The sequence below is a fragment of the Streptomyces sp. NPDC058335 genome (assembly GCF_042723915.1).
Classification (GTDB): Bacteria; Actinomycetota; Actinomycetes; order Streptomycetales; family Streptomycetaceae; genus Streptomyces.
On record NZ_JBHXHX010000018.1, the window covers coordinates 1 to 16,502 of the forward strand.

General features: G+C 70.4%; 15 protein-coding genes. 6 read left to right on the forward strand and 9 right to left on the reverse strand.

All coding sequences use genetic code 11. The features are described 5' to 3' along the window. Nucleotides 1-802: 802 nt before the first annotated feature. Entirely contained in the window at nucleotides 803-1,123 is a 321-nt protein-coding gene (locus tag ACFWJX_RS30270) for a hypothetical protein (protein WP_383249373.1), read from the reverse strand. 819 nt (nucleotides 1,124-1,942) lie between these two features. On the opposite strand from ACFWJX_RS30270, the gene ACFWJX_RS30275 reads away from it, so the two are divergent. Then, the gene (locus tag ACFWJX_RS30275; protein WP_383249375.1) at nucleotides 1,943-2,311 is read left to right on the forward strand and encodes a hypothetical protein; all 369 of its coding nucleotides are present in this window, start codon (nucleotides 1,943-1,945) and stop codon (nucleotides 2,309-2,311) included. A 242-nt stretch (nucleotides 2,312-2,553) separates the two neighbouring features. Here ACFWJX_RS30275 and ACFWJX_RS30280 read toward each other — a convergent pair whose 3' ends face one another. Further along, nucleotides 2,554-3,078, reverse strand: a complete 525-nt coding sequence (locus ACFWJX_RS30280) for a hypothetical protein (protein ID WP_383249377.1) — start codon at nucleotides 3,076-3,078, stop codon at nucleotides 2,554-2,556. An 897-nt stretch (nucleotides 3,079-3,975) separates the two neighbouring features. Here ACFWJX_RS30280 and ACFWJX_RS30285 point away from each other — a divergent pair. Together ACFWJX_RS30285 and ACFWJX_RS30290 are read left to right on the forward strand one after the other, a co-directional pair. Then, nucleotides 3,976-4,353 (forward strand): hypothetical protein, encoded by a 378-nt coding sequence (locus ACFWJX_RS30285; RefSeq protein ID WP_383249379.1) that lies wholly within the window; start codon nucleotides 3,976-3,978, stop codon nucleotides 4,351-4,353. 3 nt (nucleotides 4,354-4,356) lie between these two features. Then, the gene (locus ACFWJX_RS30290; protein WP_383249380.1) at nucleotides 4,357-4,821 is read left to right on the forward strand and encodes a hypothetical protein; all 465 of its coding nucleotides are present in this window, start codon (nucleotides 4,357-4,359) and stop codon (nucleotides 4,819-4,821) included. 8 nt (nucleotides 4,822-4,829) lie between these two features. On the opposite strand, the gene ACFWJX_RS30295 is transcribed toward ACFWJX_RS30290, so the two are convergent. Then, nucleotides 4,830-6,005: a hypothetical protein gene (locus tag ACFWJX_RS30295; protein WP_383249382.1), complete on the reverse strand. Its 1,176-nt coding sequence runs from the start codon at nucleotides 6,003-6,005 to the stop codon at nucleotides 4,830-4,832. A 170-nt stretch (nucleotides 6,006-6,175) separates the two neighbouring features. Between ACFWJX_RS30295 and ACFWJX_RS30300 the strand changes: the two genes are divergently transcribed. Further along, nucleotides 6,176-6,577 carry a transposase gene (locus ACFWJX_RS30300; RefSeq protein ID WP_383249630.1) on the forward strand — a complete coding sequence of 134 codons (402 nt, stop codon included), beginning with the start codon at nucleotides 6,176-6,178 and terminating at the stop codon, nucleotides 6,575-6,577. A 109-nt stretch (nucleotides 6,578-6,686) separates the two neighbouring features. Here ACFWJX_RS30300 and ACFWJX_RS30305 read toward each other — a convergent pair whose 3' ends face one another. Next, nucleotides 6,687-7,748 carry a CU044_5270 family protein gene (locus ACFWJX_RS30305; RefSeq protein WP_383249384.1) on the reverse strand — a complete coding sequence of 354 codons (1,062 nt, stop codon included), beginning with the start codon at nucleotides 7,746-7,748 and terminating at the stop codon, nucleotides 6,687-6,689. Further along, entirely contained in the window at nucleotides 7,745-8,350 is a 606-nt protein-coding gene (locus ACFWJX_RS30310) for an RNA polymerase sigma factor (RefSeq protein ID WP_383249632.1), read from the reverse strand. Before ACFWJX_RS30310 ends, ACFWJX_RS30305 begins: the two co-directional genes overlap by 4 nt. Nucleotides 8,351-8,656: 306 nt before the next feature. Here ACFWJX_RS30310 and ACFWJX_RS30315 point away from each other — a divergent pair, with 306 nt between their 5' ends. After that, the gene (locus ACFWJX_RS30315) at nucleotides 8,657-9,571 is read left to right on the forward strand and encodes a hypothetical protein (protein WP_383249386.1); all 915 of its coding nucleotides are present in this window, start codon (nucleotides 8,657-8,659) and stop codon (nucleotides 9,569-9,571) included. A gap of 209 nt (nucleotides 9,572-9,780) precedes the next feature. Further along, the gene (locus ACFWJX_RS30320) at nucleotides 9,781-9,993 is read left to right on the forward strand and encodes a hypothetical protein (RefSeq protein WP_383249388.1); all 213 of its coding nucleotides are present in this window, start codon (nucleotides 9,781-9,783) and stop codon (nucleotides 9,991-9,993) included. A gap of 263 nt (nucleotides 9,994-10,256) precedes the next feature. On the opposite strand, the gene ACFWJX_RS30325 is transcribed toward ACFWJX_RS30320, so the two are convergent. The 4 genes from ACFWJX_RS30325 to ACFWJX_RS30340 form a co-directional block, all read right to left on the reverse strand. After that, nucleotides 10,257-12,017 (reverse strand): DUF4157 domain-containing protein, encoded by a 1,761-nt coding sequence (locus ACFWJX_RS30325; RefSeq protein ID WP_383249390.1) that lies wholly within the window; start codon nucleotides 12,015-12,017, stop codon nucleotides 10,257-10,259. 328 nt (nucleotides 12,018-12,345) lie between these two features. Next, nucleotides 12,346-12,588 (reverse strand): hypothetical protein, encoded by a 243-nt coding sequence (locus tag ACFWJX_RS30330; RefSeq protein WP_383249392.1) that lies wholly within the window; start codon nucleotides 12,586-12,588, stop codon nucleotides 12,346-12,348. Beyond that, nucleotides 12,566-14,749 (reverse strand): hypothetical protein, encoded by a 2,184-nt coding sequence (locus tag ACFWJX_RS30335; RefSeq protein ID WP_383249394.1) that lies wholly within the window; start codon nucleotides 14,747-14,749, stop codon nucleotides 12,566-12,568. The genes ACFWJX_RS30330 and ACFWJX_RS30335 overlap by 23 nt, the downstream gene beginning before the upstream one ends. 21 nt (nucleotides 14,750-14,770) lie before the next feature. After that, nucleotides 14,771-16,477, reverse strand: a complete 1,707-nt coding sequence (locus tag ACFWJX_RS30340) for a phage tail protein (RefSeq protein ID WP_383249396.1) — start codon at nucleotides 16,475-16,477, stop codon at nucleotides 14,771-14,773. Nucleotides 16,478-16,502: the final 25 nt, after the last annotated feature.

A 16,502-nucleotide genomic window follows, 5' to 3' on the forward strand; every position in this document is an offset into this window, starting at 1 on the left:
GCTCCCCCCGCGGGCCCCCCCGCTCTCCCCGCGTGCCGGGTCCCCCCCCCCCGATGACACAGCAACCGGGGGGGCGCCCCCCCCGGCGGCCCGCCGGCGGGCCCCCACCACGTCGAGCGGATGTCCGTCGCTGGTCGCTCAGCGGTCGGAACAGCGGAGGTCGCCACGACGAACCAGGCACTGCCGTCCCTGGTCGCCATGCGATACATGCCGACCAGGCCTTTGGCCACACGCCGATCGGAACCGCCCAGGCTGTCCTGCCCATGATCGCGGGACTGATGCTCACCCCCACCCTGGCCACCAGCGTGCTCGCATCTCGGCCTGGTGCTGCCCCCGTCCCCGGCCATGAGCCTGGGCACCTCCGGCATCTCCGCCGAGGACTCCGGAGGCGCCCCCGCCGCCACCACTTACCTGACCGGCAAGGCCCCCTGCGACCCGGCCGTCGCGGCCCAGGCCGCATGGAGAACTACTCCACCTCCTGGTCACCTGCGCCCCTGCTCCTCCGCCGCGGCAAGGTCGACGCAGCCCGGCGCCGGGCCGGTGGTGCCGATGAAGAGGGTGCCGAGGACCCCGGCCCGCCCCGGTTGCCCTGAGGCGGTCCCGCACGGCCGCCCTCCCCGAGGATGTCGACCCAGTGCCCCGGCGACCACGCGCCGTCCTTCCGAGGCAGGCGCTCCAGACCGGCCACAACGTCGGGCTCCTCCGCCATCTCGTCGAAGGCTGAGCGTTGTCACCGGAGGCCGATGGCCGGTAGGTGACTGTGGCGCCGGACTGATCACGTCGAGCTGAGGGTGACTGCTTTTCATCCTCCGGGCATGAACGGGCCGGTCGCGGGGGCTACGCATGTGTCGACGACGGTCTCCTCGCCGGCCGCCGAGCCGTCCAAGCAGAGCCGTCCGCCTCGGTCGCGCAGGTCGAGGAAGAACCGTGTGGCCGTACCGGACCGCCCGAGGTCGTGAATGCGCTCGTCGACATAGCCGAGGTCGTTCAGGGTCGCCCTGACCTCGGCGGGGGTGGGATCCGTCAGGTTCCAGAGCGCTTGGGTGATGCGCTCTTCATGGAGGGCGCCGGCGCACCGGTCGCGAGCGTTCAACTCCACCTCCGGCCCGGTGGTGGGGGCCATGGGCTCGATCGCGTCGCTCGGCGCTGTCCCAGCCGAACCGGGCGGCAGTGTCTGCGCCGGACCGGACGGCGGCGCCTCCGGCGGGGCGCTCGAGGGACACGACTGCGCGACGTCACTCAGCATCTCGGTGAAGGACGCGCTGGACCGGGCCCCGACCGTGTCAGCAGGCTTGCTCTGCGGTCCGCCCGCGCTCGTCTCCTCGCTACCGCAGGCAGTGAGCGCAAGAGCGGCGAGAGCAGTCACCGTGAGCGTGAGTCGCGGGCGGCGCGGGGAGCGGCCAACCGTGCTGTTCCGGGCGGGAGTTCGTCTCATGCGGCCAAGTCTCCGATCGAGCCGCCCCATGCACGTGAGCACCCGTACTCACGTCAGCAGGAATACGCACTCAAACTTCGCTGTGACGTGACCGACCTTCGGTGAGACACGACAACAGTGGCGGCTGCCGTCCGCCGCTGGGTACCCGACGAGGGAGGTGACGGGTCGGGGCCAGGTCGAGGAGCGCCTCGACCTGTGAGCGTCCAAGGACAAGCATCCCCTGAACCTCCCCGTCGCAGCCCACCCCCGTGAAGGGCCGCTCGGGCGAAAGCATGAACACACGGCAGCCCTCTCCGCCCCGACACGATGCCCCTGCCTTGGTGCGTCGACCGCCCGGGGTCCGCTCGCAGCACACGCGTAACGCTGGTCGCGGCCGTGGCCGTGACGGCGAACTGATGTGACGAGATGGGTTTGGGGGCGTTCGGGTGGTCCGCCGCAGGTTGTGCAACTGGCGACCGCGCAGGTCGCCTCCTGGACACCGAGCGAACGGCGAATGCTGGAGGTTGCATGCAGGAATGGACGTACTCACCGACCGCCGTGACGGTGCCTCAGCTGATTCTCGACCCCTACCGCTGCGGCTTCGACGCGCATACGACCCTGAACGGAGCGGAGACGGGAGGGCAGTGGGGCGACGAGGACTGGCGCGTGCCGCCACAGGCGCGGACCGAGGAGGAGGCATCGTGGCGTGTTCTCGATCCGGGCACGCGGCCGCCTGTGGCGCTGGCTCCGGCCGACCGTCGCCGGCTCGAACTGCACGCGGCACTCGTCCGAGCGGGAGTCGCGCCCGCGCCCGGAGACCTGCACGCCGTGGAAGTGCTGAGCATCCTCGACGACACCGTCAACGACGCCGTCCGACGCTGGATCGCCGCGTACTGACAGGAGGGCGAGCCGCGGGGCAGGACCGGCCGGGCGGCGACCCTCCCTTCGGAGGAGTTCGGCGCTGTCTGCGACTGCTGGTCGCAGTCCAGGGTGTTCGGGGACGCGGTGGCGGCGCTGACGACGGCCGCGACGCCCTTGGCGACCGGACCTTGACGGACGCCCGATCCGAGGTGTTCCCCAGCCTGGTGCAGTTGCCCGTGTGCGGCGAGTGCCCTCTGCGGTGGTCCCGCGGCCGGGGGTCAGGCGGTGGAGCAGAGCAACGCGGGGTCGGCGGGGACCGTGGAGCAGGGCGCGGTCACGTGCGTGGAACAGGTGGTGGGGACGGTGACCGCGGCCTGTGATCGGTCTTGCACGAAGACGACCAGGCACAGCACGGCGAATCGTGCGATACCGGCGAGCGCGGAGGCGGACAGGTAGACGGCCTGCTCGAGCATGGCGCTGGGCGCTGCCACCAGCTGCTGCAGGACAAGCATGGCCGCGCAGGTCACGGTGTAGGCGGCCGCCGCGGACCCTGCCGACTGTGCATGTTGGCGCCGGGTCGCGGGCCCGCCCCCGCCGAAGGTGAAGCGGGCGTGCAGCTCGGTGGCGAGGAGCGTGGAGGCCACGGTGATCACGGCGTTGGCCAGGACCCAGGGAATCCACGAGGCGAGGGCTGCCACGGCGAAGCCGGAGGTGAGGCCCACCGCACCGCCGAAGAGTGCGAAGCGGGCGAAAGCGGTGACGGCGCCGGGTGATGGCTGCCGCCTGCTCTGCGCTGTGTGCATGATCCGGCCTCCCCCATTGGTCGCTCGCTCCAGGAGCGGGCACAGCCCGGCCTGTGAGGCCTTCCGCTCGGTGTTTCTTGTTGTGGAAACGCTACGTTGCGTTCAGGGTTCGTGCAATGTATTTATCGCGCGAAATCTATAAAGACGCAGTTAGGAGCAGTGGAATCGTTGCAATGGTTTGGCGGGAACGCAATGAGATTACTCGGTTCGTTGCAATGAAATGAGAGTGAACGCTATAAGGACGTCTCGCGGATCGAGGCCGGGGACACCGTCAGCGTCTCCCGCGCCGACGGCACAAGGCGGTGCCCCACGAAGAAGGACTAGGGAACACCACGCACCCCGAGCTGCGCCTGATCGCCTGCGGCGGGTGACCTCACTGAGGTCATCGGCCCGACAACATCCGCCATAGCGCCCGCTCAGCCTGCCGCTCCCCGGCGTGAGCAGCAGCGTTCGACGACCGCCGCAGCAGGTCGATCGCGGCAGAGACGGCCGACGCCGCCCGGCAACACACCCCGGGCCCAGGGAGATCAGCCGTGACCTCCCCGAGGGCCCGGCCCGAGGGGCGCAGCGTCCAGCGACATCGCGGTCCCGCCGTCACGCGGGTGCCGGCTGCGAGCACCCGCACAGCACAGTGGCCACCTTCCGCGTCAACTTCGCTCCATGCGACGGAGGTCAACTTTCCAGCGCGTCGACGTCGTCGCACAGCCGGGCGCTCAGCCCCGCTTCCAGGGTGCGCATGGTCGGGGCCCGGCCCCGGAGACCGGCCTCCATCAGCCGGAGGCCAACGCCCTGTACCCGTCCGGCCCGGGGGTTGCAGGCTGCTTCCTCCGTGCTGCCGATCTCTTCCCTACCGGATCGCTAATCTGGTCGGGTCGTCGATGGGTACATGGGGGAGTCGTGGCTGAAGAGGTTCTCGAATACGCCGTTGAGAGCTGCGTCGAGTGGAACGCGGCCATGGCGACGTCCGCGACCGTGCGGGTCGAGCCCGACGAGACCGCCCCCGAGGTCATCCTCGTCGCCGGGACCTGCCCCCGCTGCGGCCATGCCTTCGCCCACGCCGAACCTCTCGTCAGCTACCGCGCGATCAACCGCGACGACCCCCTGCGCCCCGGAATCGGTGCCTTGCTGCGTGACGCCGCCCGCCGTGCGACGGCGGCGAACCGCTCGTACGACGTCTTCGGCTCGTGCAGCTGCCGCGTTCCGCACCCGGGCTCGCCGGAGGGTGCGACCGGCTGCGGCGCGTCCTGGTCCCTGCACGTCGAGTGGGGCACCTGACCGATGGCCGTCCGAGTCACACCCGGCCCGACGGACCCTTCGGAGGACCACACGCTCTCGGAGGCCGTCCGAGCCCGCACGGCCGACGAGCTGCGCGAGGTGCGAGAGGTGGCGGCCAACTGGCGTACGGCGCTGGCGGCCATGGTCACTCTGGTCACCGCGGTCTCGGTGATCCGCGGCCGGGACACGATCGTCGGTCTCGCGTCGGGAGCCCGGGTGCTCGTCGGGGTTCTCCTGCTGCTGGCGATCGTCGCGGCATCCGTGGGCGCCTTCCTGGCCTCCCGCTCGGCGTTCGGGCTACCGAAGGCGGAGCGGACGGTCCTGCGGCTCACCGATCTGGTGGCCGCCGAACGCGCCCGCGTTCACCGTGCGGTCCGCGACCTGCGTGCGGCGATCGTCCTGACCTTCGTCACCCTCGCGCTCATCGTCGCCGCGGTGGGCGTGGTCTGGTACGGGCCCGCCGCCTGACCGCTGGTTCAGTCCTGCCACTGCCCCAACGGCCGCAGTCCGGCTCGATGCGCTGCCAGAAGGCGTGGCCGCAGATCGTGCCAGAGCATCTCCACGGCCTGCTCCATGTTCTCACCGAGCCCGATCGCGGCTTCGATCTGAGGCGTGCTGTGACGACTCAACACATGGCGCAGAATCATGCGCCGCAGCACGGACGGTGGATGGGTGCCGGCTTCGGCCGATGTGTTCTCGTGGCCGTGGCGAAGCACGTTGATGGCGCGCTCGATGACGTGCGTCATGGTGAAGTAGAAGTCCGCCCCCAGGAAGCCGATCGGAACGTCGTGGCCCCGGGACTGACCCGCGGCGATCGACAGCGTGAGGCCCTGGGCATCCGCTTCGATCTCCTCCTGGTTGTTCCAGGCCAGCTCCTCCGGATCGGCCAGGTCCGGACCGCCGAGCCAGACCGCCGGGCGCCGTCGGCCGAGATGGCCCTTGAGGATGTGCCCGTACTCGTGCCCGAGCGCGAACAACTGGACGGAGTCGCAGAGCATCTGGGCCCAGGTGTTGCGCACACGGTCCTGCATGTACTGCGGCGCGTTGTACGGCACACCCGTCTCCAGGTACGCGGCCACCAGCTCACCGAACCGCCGCGCCGACTCCGGATGACGCTCGAGTCGTTCGCGGACCTTCGCGGGTTCGAGCTCGAAGGCCGCCCCGCCGTCCGGGGTCCGACGAAACGGCAGCACCTCCGCCACAGCCTTCGCTGCCAGATAGGTGAACCCGGAGAACTCCGACTCGAACAGCACCAGATGCTCGCCGGTGCCGGGCACGAGGAGAGTGATGACATTTACCCGTCCAGTGGGCAGAGTACCGAGCAGCGGACGCTCCGGGACCCGCCACCCCGCGATACGGCCAGCCCGCTCCAGACTGTCGGCCAACTTGTGGAGGGACTGCATCGTGCGCGCGTTCTCGTACTTGCTCACGGTCATGCCGCGCAGTCGCTGCTCGTTCTCGTACAGCCCTTCGCGCAGCCTCTCGAGCTCTTCGGAGCTGACCAGCGCGGCCTGCCTTCGCAGCAGATCCTCGATGATCCGCTCGGCCTCCGCGTCGTCCGCGGCCGAGGGCGGTCTCGGCGTGAGGTCCATGCCCTCCCAGACGTTCTCATGCATACGGTCCAGAAACTGCCGCGCCTGCTGCGAAGCCACGTCTTCTCTCTCCCCGTGCCAAGCCGGAACCCACGTTCTCATAACGGCATTGGCGCGAAAAGTAGTGGGTCAGCGCGCCGGTCGGCCCAGGTGGCGAGACACCCAGTGCAGGGCCGCGGGACGGGCCGCCGGCTGATCGATGGCCTTGGCTTCTCAGCGGACCGATCGTGGTGGTCTGGGACAATCTCAACACCCACCTGGCGGCCGGGCTGAAACGGTACGAGGCCGCACACGACTGGCTCACCACCGTCCACCTCCCGCCGTATGCACCCGACCTGAACCCCGTCGAGGCCGTCTGGTCACCGGTACGCCGCGCCGTGTTCAACACCGCCTTCGACACACCCGATGACCTCGACCGTGTCCTCCGCCGGGAGTTACGGAGCATCCAGCTCCGGCCACACCTGATCGACGGCTGCCTCACCGCGGGGTTGCTGCTCAGGCGTGGGCGTCGTCGTATGCCGGCGCGGCTTCTCTCAGGGTGCACGGGCAGGGCGCTCGGTGGAGTGACGCGTCCTGAGTGGCGTGTGCCGGGCCTGCGGCCTGGTCGGCCCAGGTGTCTGCTCGGCGCATGAGAGCGCGGGGCAGTGCGGGTCGAGGCACGTGAACCGACGCAGGGCGGCTCGGTGGGGGCACCCGTGGGCGGAACTGCGGCCTGCTGCGCCGCAGCCCCGCCTCGGGCGGTCAGCTTTGGCGCTTGGTCTGTGTCCGCTCCGCGTCGGTGGGCTGTCGGCCGGCTTCGTCGACGACGGCGTGTTCCAGCTCGGCCACGCTGGACAGCAGGGTCCCGGCCTTTCCGTATGGGGCGTCCTTGGTCAGGTAGCTGCGGGAGCCCAGGAAAGAGAAGTCCTTCTCGTCGAAGACCCACTCGGTCCGGATGCTGTACCGCGTGTCGTCGCGCGCGATACCGAGGCCCTTGCGGCCGATCGCGTCGCGGGCCTGAGGGGCCGGGGTGACACCCGGGATCTTCGCCGCGGCCCGGTAGAGGGCGGCGGCCGTACGGGGCGGCATCACCCCGCCGAGCAACGATCCGATCTGCTCGAACACCGCCTGATCACGTTCCCGTCCGTCGGCCTGCGGGGTCTTGGAGTACAGATAGGTCAGCAGCTTGACGGGGTCGGCGGGCAGCGAGCTGAGCCAGCGGTAGGTGGGCCGGTTGATACCGGCGGGTGTGCCCTCGGTGTCACCGAGTTCGGCGTTGATGGGCAGCGTCTCACCGTCCTCCCGGACCAGGCCGAGCTTCCGCAGGGGCCCCGGTTCCTCAGCGGCCCACACCTCACGGTCCATCAGCGGGCTGAGGACAGCCTTCCCGCTGGTCAGGTCGGCTCCGCGGGTCTTCTCCCTGGTGTAAAGGAACTGGTCGTCGCGCACCGTGGGGCCGACGCGCGTCTCCGTGGCATCGGAGATCCGGTCCAGGAGCGCGGCCGCGGGCTGCATGTCCGTGGCCGCACGGTGCGACGCGGTGCCGGCGGGCGCCGGGTCACCGCCGGTCAGCGCGATCCCCGCGGTCACCGCGCAGGCCAGGGCCAGAGCGGTCGCCGGCGCCAGGACCGCGGGCCGCAGCAGTCGGCGGACCGGCCCGGTACGGGCGAGCTGGTCGTGGTCGATGTGGTGCATCAGAAGGTCCCTGTGACGAAGGTGCTGCTCGTGCGGAAGGTCCCAGTCGGCCGGGGCCGGGAGCAGGCGGGCGATCTCCTCGCGGTCGCCGCGCCGCTCCGGGGAAGCGCCGGTGGTGTCGTCGTTCATGTGAGCCCCTCCCGTACGGGCAGGGCCGCGATCGCGGCCGCACTTGTCATCTCTCCGCGGGCGGCTGGTGGTTCCCGGTCTTCTTCCGCGAGGTGAGCGAGCTTCTTGCGGGCACGCGAAAGGCGGGACCGTACGGTTCCGACGGCGATGCCCAGCGCTTCGGCCGTCTGCTGGTAGTCCAGGCCGGACCACACGCACAGGGCCAGCACCTCCCGCTCCTGGCGCCGCAGCCGTCCCAGCGCGGTCTGTACGGCAAGCAAGTAGCGTGCGTCGTCGATGCGCCCGATCGTCCGAGGCGCGAAGTCCTCCTCCACACGTGGCTGCGGCTGACGCGCCAGGAACAACTGCCGTCTGCGGACTCCCCGGCGGGCGTTGTCCGCCTTGTGGGTGGCGATGCCCAGCAGCCAGGGCAGCAGGGAGCCGCCGTCCTCCTGCACCCGCTCGCGGGTGCGCCACGCGGTCAGGAACGTGTCGGACATGATCTCTTCGGCTGTCGACCAGTCGCCCGTCAATCGCAGCCCGTGGTTGTAGACGGCGCGGGCGAACTGCTCGTACAGCAGGGCGAACGCCTCTCGGTTCCCCTCGCGCACACGGCGGCGCACATCGTCTTCTGAGTCCCTCACGACCACTTCTCTCCGCGACACGGGAGGAGTTCCTGTGGCCTGTGTCACGAACCGCAGCGAACGCAACGCCGTAGTGCCCACGGCGCCCGCCGAGCTGACGCTGCCCCCATGGCCTTGATCAGGTGCTGACCGTGCCGACCTGCATGACGTCCTCCGCCTCGCCGCCACTCCGGTTACGGAACGGGCGGGCGGCGAAACTGACGTCGAGGCAACGCTCCATGGCCGTAAGCCGTCTCGTCAACCGAGATGGGGCTGAGTCGGTGCCCATCAGGAACGGAGCAAAACGTGTTGATCGGCTTGCTGACCGCCGTTGCGGCATCCGTCTGTTACGGCACAGGCTCAGTCCTGCAAGCCATCGGGTCCCGCAGGTCCGCGCGGAGCGGTGCGGCCACCACTGCCAGCACCCAGTACGGGGGGCCCAGCCTCTCCTCCACCGCGAAGGCCGCGATGACCTGGGAATTCGTCGTCGGTACCGTCCTGGACTTCGTGGGCTTCGCACTGGGTGCACTGGCTGCTCGGCTACTGCCCCTGTTCCTCTCGCAAGCCGTCATCAGCGCCAACCTGGTCATCACCGCCGTGCTGAGCGTCAGGCTCCTCCGAATCCGGCTGACTCGCGCCGAGTGGACGTCCATCGGCGTGGTCTGCGGGGCGCTCGTTCTGCTTGCGACGGCGGCGGGGGAGGAAGGCAGTGGACACGGCATCCCGCTCGCCACGCACTGGTGGCTCCTGGCGATCTCGCTTGCTCTGATGGTGGGCGGCACGCTCGCGGTACGCCTCCTCGGTCCCCGCGCCGCGATTCTTGCCGGACTGCTGTCCGGACTCGGTTTCGGTGCGCTCGGCGTGGGCGTCCGCGTCCTGAACGGTGTTACCCCCTTCGATCCGGCCGCCATGCTGACGGATCCCGCCCTGTACGCGATCGTGACGGCTGGCGTAGGTGGGATGTACCTGCACACCGTCGCCTTGCAGATCGGTTCGGTCAACGGGGCCACGGCGGCCCTGGTCGTCGGCGAGACCGTGTTGCCCGGCGCAATCGGCGTGCTGTGGCTCGGTGACGCCTCACGGGCTGGTCTCGCCTGGATGGCGATGCTCGGCTTCGTCCTGGCGGTGGCAGGCGCGGTCGCGGTGGCATGGTTTGGCGGGCCTGCGGCGCACGTGGAGGAGCAGCCGCAGCAGGCGGCAGAACTGACTCCCACGGGCTGAATACCCGACTCACCAGCACATTGACGGCCGGGTGCTGTTCTGCAGCCCGACCGAGCCCGGTCGCCGCGCAGACATCACCCACGCCCGCCGGTCCGGGCTGGTCAAACTGCTCATCTCAAGCGGCCATCGCCCAGGACGCCACCGTCCGTTTTCCCACCATCGTCTGGTGCAAGACCGCCCACGCGCCGGCCTCTCCTACGACACCCTGCGTGCCGTGGCCCTTCTGCTCCACCGCCGATCCCGCCATCACCCGCGTCCCGTGCCTGCGCGGTCTGGAAGAGCGCGACCTGCACACCCAACTCGCCGGCACCTGGCGCCGTTCGCCCGCAAGGCCTGGGCCGACCTGCAGCACCCCGAGGACGGCGCAGTCCACCTCCGACCACCACCACTACCCGAACATCTGGGCCCTCACCGGCCGATGACCGACGCCGACTTCCTCCCCCTGGAGGAGCCCCAGGACACCAACCCGGTCGTCGAACGGATCGTGGCTCAGGCGATCCACCGCCGGCCGCCGGACACGGGTCGGACTGGATGTCGCGTTCCGGTGGAAAGCCCAGCGGTGACCGAGAGTGCGAGCCAACCGCCGAGCACACGTCCAGCCCGGGGCTCTCCTCGGCCACTCAGCGTCCGGGGCGTCGGTGTACCGGAACAGACGCGTGGGGTGGGCGGTGTCTACGCGGTGCGTTCAGGCGCCTGCGGCGGGATCCCAGCGGTTTGGGTCGTACGGGATCCTGGCCGGGGGCTTCAACGCCTCTTCTCTCGTTACCCGCGCGCCCGTCGAGTCGCGGTAGATCATCTCGCCGTTCACCTTGTCGACGGAGTAGCCGGTACTCCGGTATCCCTCGTGGTACGTGCTGGGATTGAACAGCTTGTTCTCATCGACCTGATGGAATTCCACGTGAGCCCCTTCGGGGAACCACTCGGGCTTCTCCCTGGCGATTTCCTCCAGGATCTCCGGAACGGCCTGGATCAGGTCGAAGGCGACCCCCAGGCGCCCAGCCAAACCCTCGACGAGGGAGGGGCCTCTACCGCGGCTGACCTTGGGGACGGCTCCGGGCGCCGAGGACGACTTGCCCGCCGCCTTGGGTGCTGTGGCCTCGCCGACCCCTCCCGCCTTGGGTGACGCCGCCTCACCTGTGCTCGCCGCCTTGGGTGACGCCGCCTCACCTGTGCTCGCCGCCTTGGGTGACGCCGCCTCGCCCGTGCTCGCCGCCTTGGGTGACGCGCCCTCGCCCGTGCCCGCCGCCTTGGGTGGCGCCACCTCGGCCGTGCCCGTCCCTGTCTTCCCGGCCGGAGCCGGTGCGAGGGTCTCCGGCCCGATCGCTTTCGGCGGCTTGAGGGGCGGGGCGCCCTTGGATGCCGCGGGTGCTTTGGGTACGGCCGGCTTTTTGGAGGTGCCTCCCGCCTTGGGTTTCGTGACGGCTGCCTTGCCCACCTTGGATGCGGGAGCAGGAGGGCTCGCTCCCGCCGGCACGACCTTTCCCTTCTCGCCGATGACGAAGACGTCGCCTTCATTGAAGGGCACCGTGTGCTTCTGGATGTCCCTCATATCCTTGAGGGAGAGTTTTCCGCCTTTGCTGCGGACACGATCATTGATCATCTTGTGCCATCGGTTATGGGCAACGTTCTTCATCAAGACCAGGTTGCCGGGGTCGTTGGGAAACCTGGTCGGGAACCGGTGCGCGAATTCCAAGGGGGTGATGTGGTGGACCTGATACCCCGCCCCGGGCTGCAAGCCCTTCCCCATCGTCGCCGTGCGCCACTGGTACCTCGCGTCCGAGCGCAGTCGGTCCTTCATGCCCTTGGTGAGCTTCCTTCCCTGGGCGATCTGCCGCCTGATCTGGGCCCTTTCCTTGCTGGTCAGGGGGTTGTCGAAACCGCCGACGCCGGGCGAGACCGTCTGGGTCGCCGGAGCCGAGGCCGCCACGGCGGTCTGAGGCGCCCTGGCGATGCCCACGGCCGAGCCCTGGCTGACCGGGGCGGGGCCGAGCCCGTCGGCCCAGCGGGAAGAACCATCACCGGCAGCCCGTTCATGGCTGCCCGAGCCGGCGGGCGCGGCCCCGCCAAGAGCCTGCTGGACCGTGTGGATCAGCTCATGGGCGATCAGCGCCCGGCCCGCGGTGTGCTCGGGCCGGTACTGGCCCGGCCCGAAGACGATGTTCTGCCCGACCGTGTAGGCCCTGGCGCGCAGGGCGTTCGCCGATGCAGCTGCTGCGGGGGAGGTGTGGAGCCGGACCCCCGACAGATCGGCGCCGAGATGCGATTCCATCTCCGCCCGCAGCGACGGTTCGAGCGCGTGCCCGTCGGACGAGGACGCGTCCGGCGCGGTGCGGGCACCTCGCGCCCCCCGGGCCTCTCGGTTCAGGTACGCGCCGACGGCACGGTTGCCTGCGCCAGACGCGATCAGCCGCGCCAGCTCGTCCGGCCACCGTTCCCGCTCGTCCACCTGGGGCCCCGTCGGTGACGGCCTGCCGTGGGAGGCGCCGGCCTGTACGTCTGTGAGTCGTATGTGCTCGGCCATCAGGATTACCCGCTTGCGTCGGGGCCGATGGAATGAGTCCTCTACAGTTTAGTGCCGCCTGCCGGGGCCCGCTCTGCCCGTGGGTGCCGGCGGTGACCGTGCGGGGGATGTACCCGCGCAGCCCGATGAGTGCCCCCGGGCGCCGGCCGTTGAGGCCCACCTCGACAGGCCGGCCCGCCCCCGCATCCCAGCAGGAAGCGGCCGACTGGCCGGAGCCGGGGAGAAGCGGACAGTCTCGTTCCGTCCTTTGTGGTCAGGGAGCAGCGCCAGGGGCGACGCCGTCGACGACGTGGTCCCGGCGGGTGGTCGGTTCCGGGGCCAGCAAGTCCTCCAGGACCCGGATCGCCCCGCCGGTCCGCAGCAGCCCGTCCCGTGTCGCCGCCTCGTCCCGCATCAACTGCTGCAGCTGTGCCTGACCGCGCTGGTAGTCCCGCCTGAGTTCGGCGAGCCGCCCGCGCATCATCTCCTGTACGTCACTCGTCTGCTGATCGCTCATGGTGCAGCTTCTCTCTGTGCTTCACGAGACCGGCGCTCTCTGGCTGGCCGTGCTCCGCGGGGTGCAGGTAGTAGCCGCGGTCCACCAGCGGCTTGTCCTCCTCGACGGCGATGCGGTGGGCCTCGGCCCAGGCGTCCTGCCGCACCCCCGTGACCTGCCAGCAGACCTTGACGCCCGGCTGGTCGGTGCGCAGCGTGAAGCGGTTCTCCTTGATCTCCTCCGTCACTGCTGCGTGGGCCAGGGTGCCGACGGGGGTGAGCTGGTAGCGGAAGTCGCGGTTGATGGTCTCGAAGTACTCGGGGAGTACGACGGTCGCCTCGCCCTCCTCGTCGGTCTCCACCACCCCGTGGTAGAGGTTCGCCATGTCCGGGGACTCGACGAAGGAGTGGCACAGGTACTTGTTGCCGGGGTCCGAGGGGTGGTCGATCCTGAATCCGCCGCCCGCCTTGTCCACTCGGCCCGCCACACGCGCGTTGCCGTTCACGTCGAGCTTCTCCTGAGGGCTGATGGTCCCCAGCCCGAACAGGTCGTGCCCACCGCTGACGGCGACGACGTTGCCGCCGCTCTGGAGGGCAAGGACGCCGCCGCCCGTGTCGAAAACGGTCGAACCGAACAGGTGCAGCACGCCCGGCGCGTCCCGGCTACCGAAGTGCCGGTCGAACACGGCCTCCCCGGTGACGGACAGGCCGTTGCGGCAGGACACCCGCCCCGTCCCGGTGTCCATCACCATCCCCCAGCCGGCCCCGGTGTTGCCCCAGAAGCCGACGCTCGTGTCATTTTCCATCCCGACGAACGCGCGGTCCTCCCCGGGCGCCATCTGGTGGAACCAGATGCCGGCCGAGCTGTCACCGGACCTCTCCCGCACTCGCATCCGTCCCCGGACGTCGAGCGCGTCGCCCGAGTTGAGCCCGATCGAGAGCCTGTCCTCGCCGGACCACAGCCGGGCGGCTCCGGCGAAGGCGTACCAGACCCAGCGCTCCCCGGCGCCGGGGTTCTCGACGAAGTCCCCGAGACCGCGGTCCGCGAAGGAGTATCCGCCCCCACCGCCGCCCGAATGCAGACCCGTCCCGTCCACGTGGACGGCCGCCCGCGGGCTGTCGGCGGTCGACACGGCGAGGCTCTGCAGTCTCGCGTCCGTCGCGGCCAGTGTGCCGGCGCGCACGGTGTTGCCGACGTCGACCTCTCCGGGGACGGTCATGGAGCCTTCGGAATCGACGACCACGAGGTCGGCCTCGTCGCTCTCGTTGGTCAGGTGCCACGCCCCGTCGTCCCCGATGAGCATTCCGTAGGCCGGGCCGACGTCGTCGTTCTCGAGCTCGACGCCCAGCCCCGCCGTGGGCGAGGTGATCCGCAGTCCGTGTCCGGAGTCCCCGTCCGTGTGGATCTCCAGCATCCCGTCGGGCGTCTCCGTACCGATCCCGACCCGCCCGGTCGCCGTCACCGAGAGCGGGGTGAGCTCGCGGCCGTCCGTCTCGGGCACGGTGAGGTCCAAGCCCCCACCGCTTCGGGCGCGCAGTTCCGCCGTCGCCCCCTGGCCGACCCTTGTGACGTCCTCCGACGTCACCCGCGGGCAGTGCAGCTGCACCCGCTCCGTGGGTACGCCCACCGCCCGCCGTGGCCCCGGGGCCAGGGCTGTGACGGCGCCGGCGGCGTCGAGGGAGACCTCGGCGAGCACCACCTGCCGGCCCAGGCCCTCGAAGCCCTCGACCGGCAGCAGCCGCAGCCACGGGGCGTGCAGTCGGAAGAGACGGGTTTCACCGACGACCTCACGCCACGTCAGGGTCAGCCAATGCCTGCCCTCGGCGACTCCGGCGGTGTCCAGCCGAAGGCCGTCGGCGCCCACGTTCACGGTGGGGACGTCCAGCACCTGCTCCGGACCGGAGGCCCGGTCCACCACGGCGACCCCGCCCGCCGCGAGCACGGTGGTACGGCCCGCGGAGTCGAGCGTGGTGCCGGGCCGGACGGTCACCCCCGGCTGTCCCGGCGTCGCCTCCACCTCCAGACCCGCGCAGACGCCCCAGGTGTGCAGGGCGGACCCGCGTGCTTCGTCCAGCGGCCGGTAGTAGTCGTCCGTGTCCACCAGCGTCTCCGCCCGGACCGTGCCGCCACTGCGGGCACTGCCGGTGTCGAAGTTGAAGTACTCCGTGCGTTTGACTGCCATGCTGCTCACCGCTCATCGCTGCTAGGGCTCGGTCATGGTCACTTCGCTGAAGCGGCAGTGGGCGGGCATGTGCTGCCGGACGATGGTCTTGATGGTGCCCACCGCCTGGCTGAGCTCGCGTCGCTGCTCCACGGGGTCCGCCGAGAGCTGTGATCTCGAGAAGTGGATGACCACGTTGATGTCGAAAGGCCCGAACCGGGACCGGTAGCCGTCGAGGCGGACTCCCGATGACTCGATCTGGCCGGGGTCACAGATGATCAGATGCCCGCCGTGCGCCGTCATTCCGGTGGGATTGACGAAGTTCCCGGGCTCGGTGACCCGGAGCGTGCCGCCCGCTGCCTCGGGTGCCGTCTCCACGCGGACGACGACGGCCGGGCGGGCGGTGTGCAGGATGAACGGGTGCTCGGTGGCCGAGGGCCAGAAGGGACGGAGCCCGGCGTCGAGCACGTAGAGGCCATCGGCGTCCGTGCGGGCGACCGCCGTGGGCGCGACGAGCGGGTTCTGCGGCGGCAGCAGCCGGGTGTGCGTCCACTCGGCGTCGGAGCTCTCGCCGCGGACGATCCGCACCAGGTTGCCGCCGCCGGAGTCTTCCAGTGGCAGCGCCTCGCGGTCGCCTCCGTCGCCGACGACGAGCGCGCCGTCGTGATCGACGAACAGCGACAGGGGCTCCCTGACGAAGGCCGGGTCGAGGTCCTTGACCGTCACGCTCAGGGGAGCGGGCCGGACCACGAACACCTTGGGCCGGGCCACCTCCTCCGGCTGGAGTCCGCGGTCCAGGACCAGCAGGTCGCCCCTCCCATCGACCGCCATCGCCAGTCGGAACCCCGAGCCCGGCGAGAGCCTGGTCAGCTCCGTCACCGTCTCCGCCGTATATGGGCTCGGCAGGGCGAAGATCCGGCCGGTGCTGTCCAGGATGTACAGCGTCTCCGGCCGCCCGTCCCGCGCGGGGGCCACGGTCACGGCGATGATCTGACCGAACGTCTGCGCAGGCGCGAGCGGGCGGGGGAGCGGCTGACTGCCGTGGAGGTCCGGTTGCCCCGTCGTCGCGTCGAGCCGCCACACCCGTCGCCGCACCCCGGGGGCGAGATCTGTCGGCAGCCCGCGGTCGCCGGCGAACAGACTGCCGTCGGGACCTCGCGCGAGGCACCAGGGACGCAGCAGCCCCTCCCGCTGCCGTTCGGGGCCGCCGGATTCGTCGAGCAGCGGCCGGAAGGGCGACAGCGCGGAGACCGGCGCCGGCACACCGGCCACGACGTGTGCCACGAACAGGGAGGAGCCGTCGTCCACGGCCACCCGTGGCCGTACCTTGCCCACGGAGTACAGGTCGAGGAACGTGGTGAGCCCCGAACGTAGACCGCGCCGCCGGTGGACCGCGCTGATCGCAGCGGTGGCCTTGCGCCGTTGGTACTCGTCCCACAGCTGCCGGCCCTGTAGCTCGGGGAAGCGCAGCGACACCCAGAATGCCAGCCACGGCAGGTACTCCGGCGGCGTCGTCCAGGGGTCGAACAGCCGGTCCAGCAGGGCGATCCGCTCCGCGATCGAGTGGTGGGTGTGGCTCTCGGCCCCCGACCGCGTGTTCTTGGTGTGGACGATTCGTTCGTCGTCGTCGATGCCGGTGAGGATCTTCTCGAAGACGCAGAGGGCGCTGCCCAGGGAAAAGCCGGGGTCCGGGGCTGCGTCCTTCCACAGCACCGGTGGCAAGTACCGCAGATAGCTGCTCTCGGGCATGGCCGCACCTTCCTCTCTGGTCTCT

What these genes read in the sequence shown, in the direction of transcription:
- ACFWJX_RS30270 (WP_383249373.1), bottom strand. Translation starts at nt 1,123, where the DNA reads ATGGCCCCCACCACCGGGCCGGAGGTGGAGTTGAACGCTCGCGACCGG.
- ACFWJX_RS30275 (WP_383249375.1), top strand. Translation starts at nt 1,943, where the DNA reads ATGCAGGAATGGACGTACTCACCGACCGCCGTGACGGTGCCTCAGCTG.
- ACFWJX_RS30280 (WP_383249377.1), bottom strand. Translation starts at nt 3,078, where the DNA reads ATGCACACAGCGCAGAGCAGGCGGCAGCCATCACCCGGCGCCGTCACC.
- ACFWJX_RS30290 (WP_383249380.1), top strand. Translation starts at nt 4,357, where the DNA reads ATGGCCGTCCGAGTCACACCCGGCCCGACGGACCCTTCGGAGGACCAC.
- ACFWJX_RS30305 (WP_383249384.1), bottom strand. Translation starts at nt 7,748, where the DNA reads ATGAACGACGACACCACCGGCGCTTCCCCGGAGCGGCGCGGCGACCGC.
- ACFWJX_RS30330 (WP_383249392.1), bottom strand. Translation starts at nt 12,588, where the DNA reads ATGAGCGATCAGCAGACGAGTGACGTACAGGAGATGATGCGCGGGCGG.
- ACFWJX_RS30335 (WP_383249394.1), bottom strand. Translation starts at nt 14,749, where the DNA reads ATGGCAGTCAAACGCACGGAGTACTTCAACTTCGACACCGGCAGTGCC.
- ACFWJX_RS30340 (WP_383249396.1), bottom strand. Translation starts at nt 16,477, where the DNA reads ATGCCCGAGAGCAGCTATCTGCGGTACTTGCCACCGGTGCTGTGGAAG.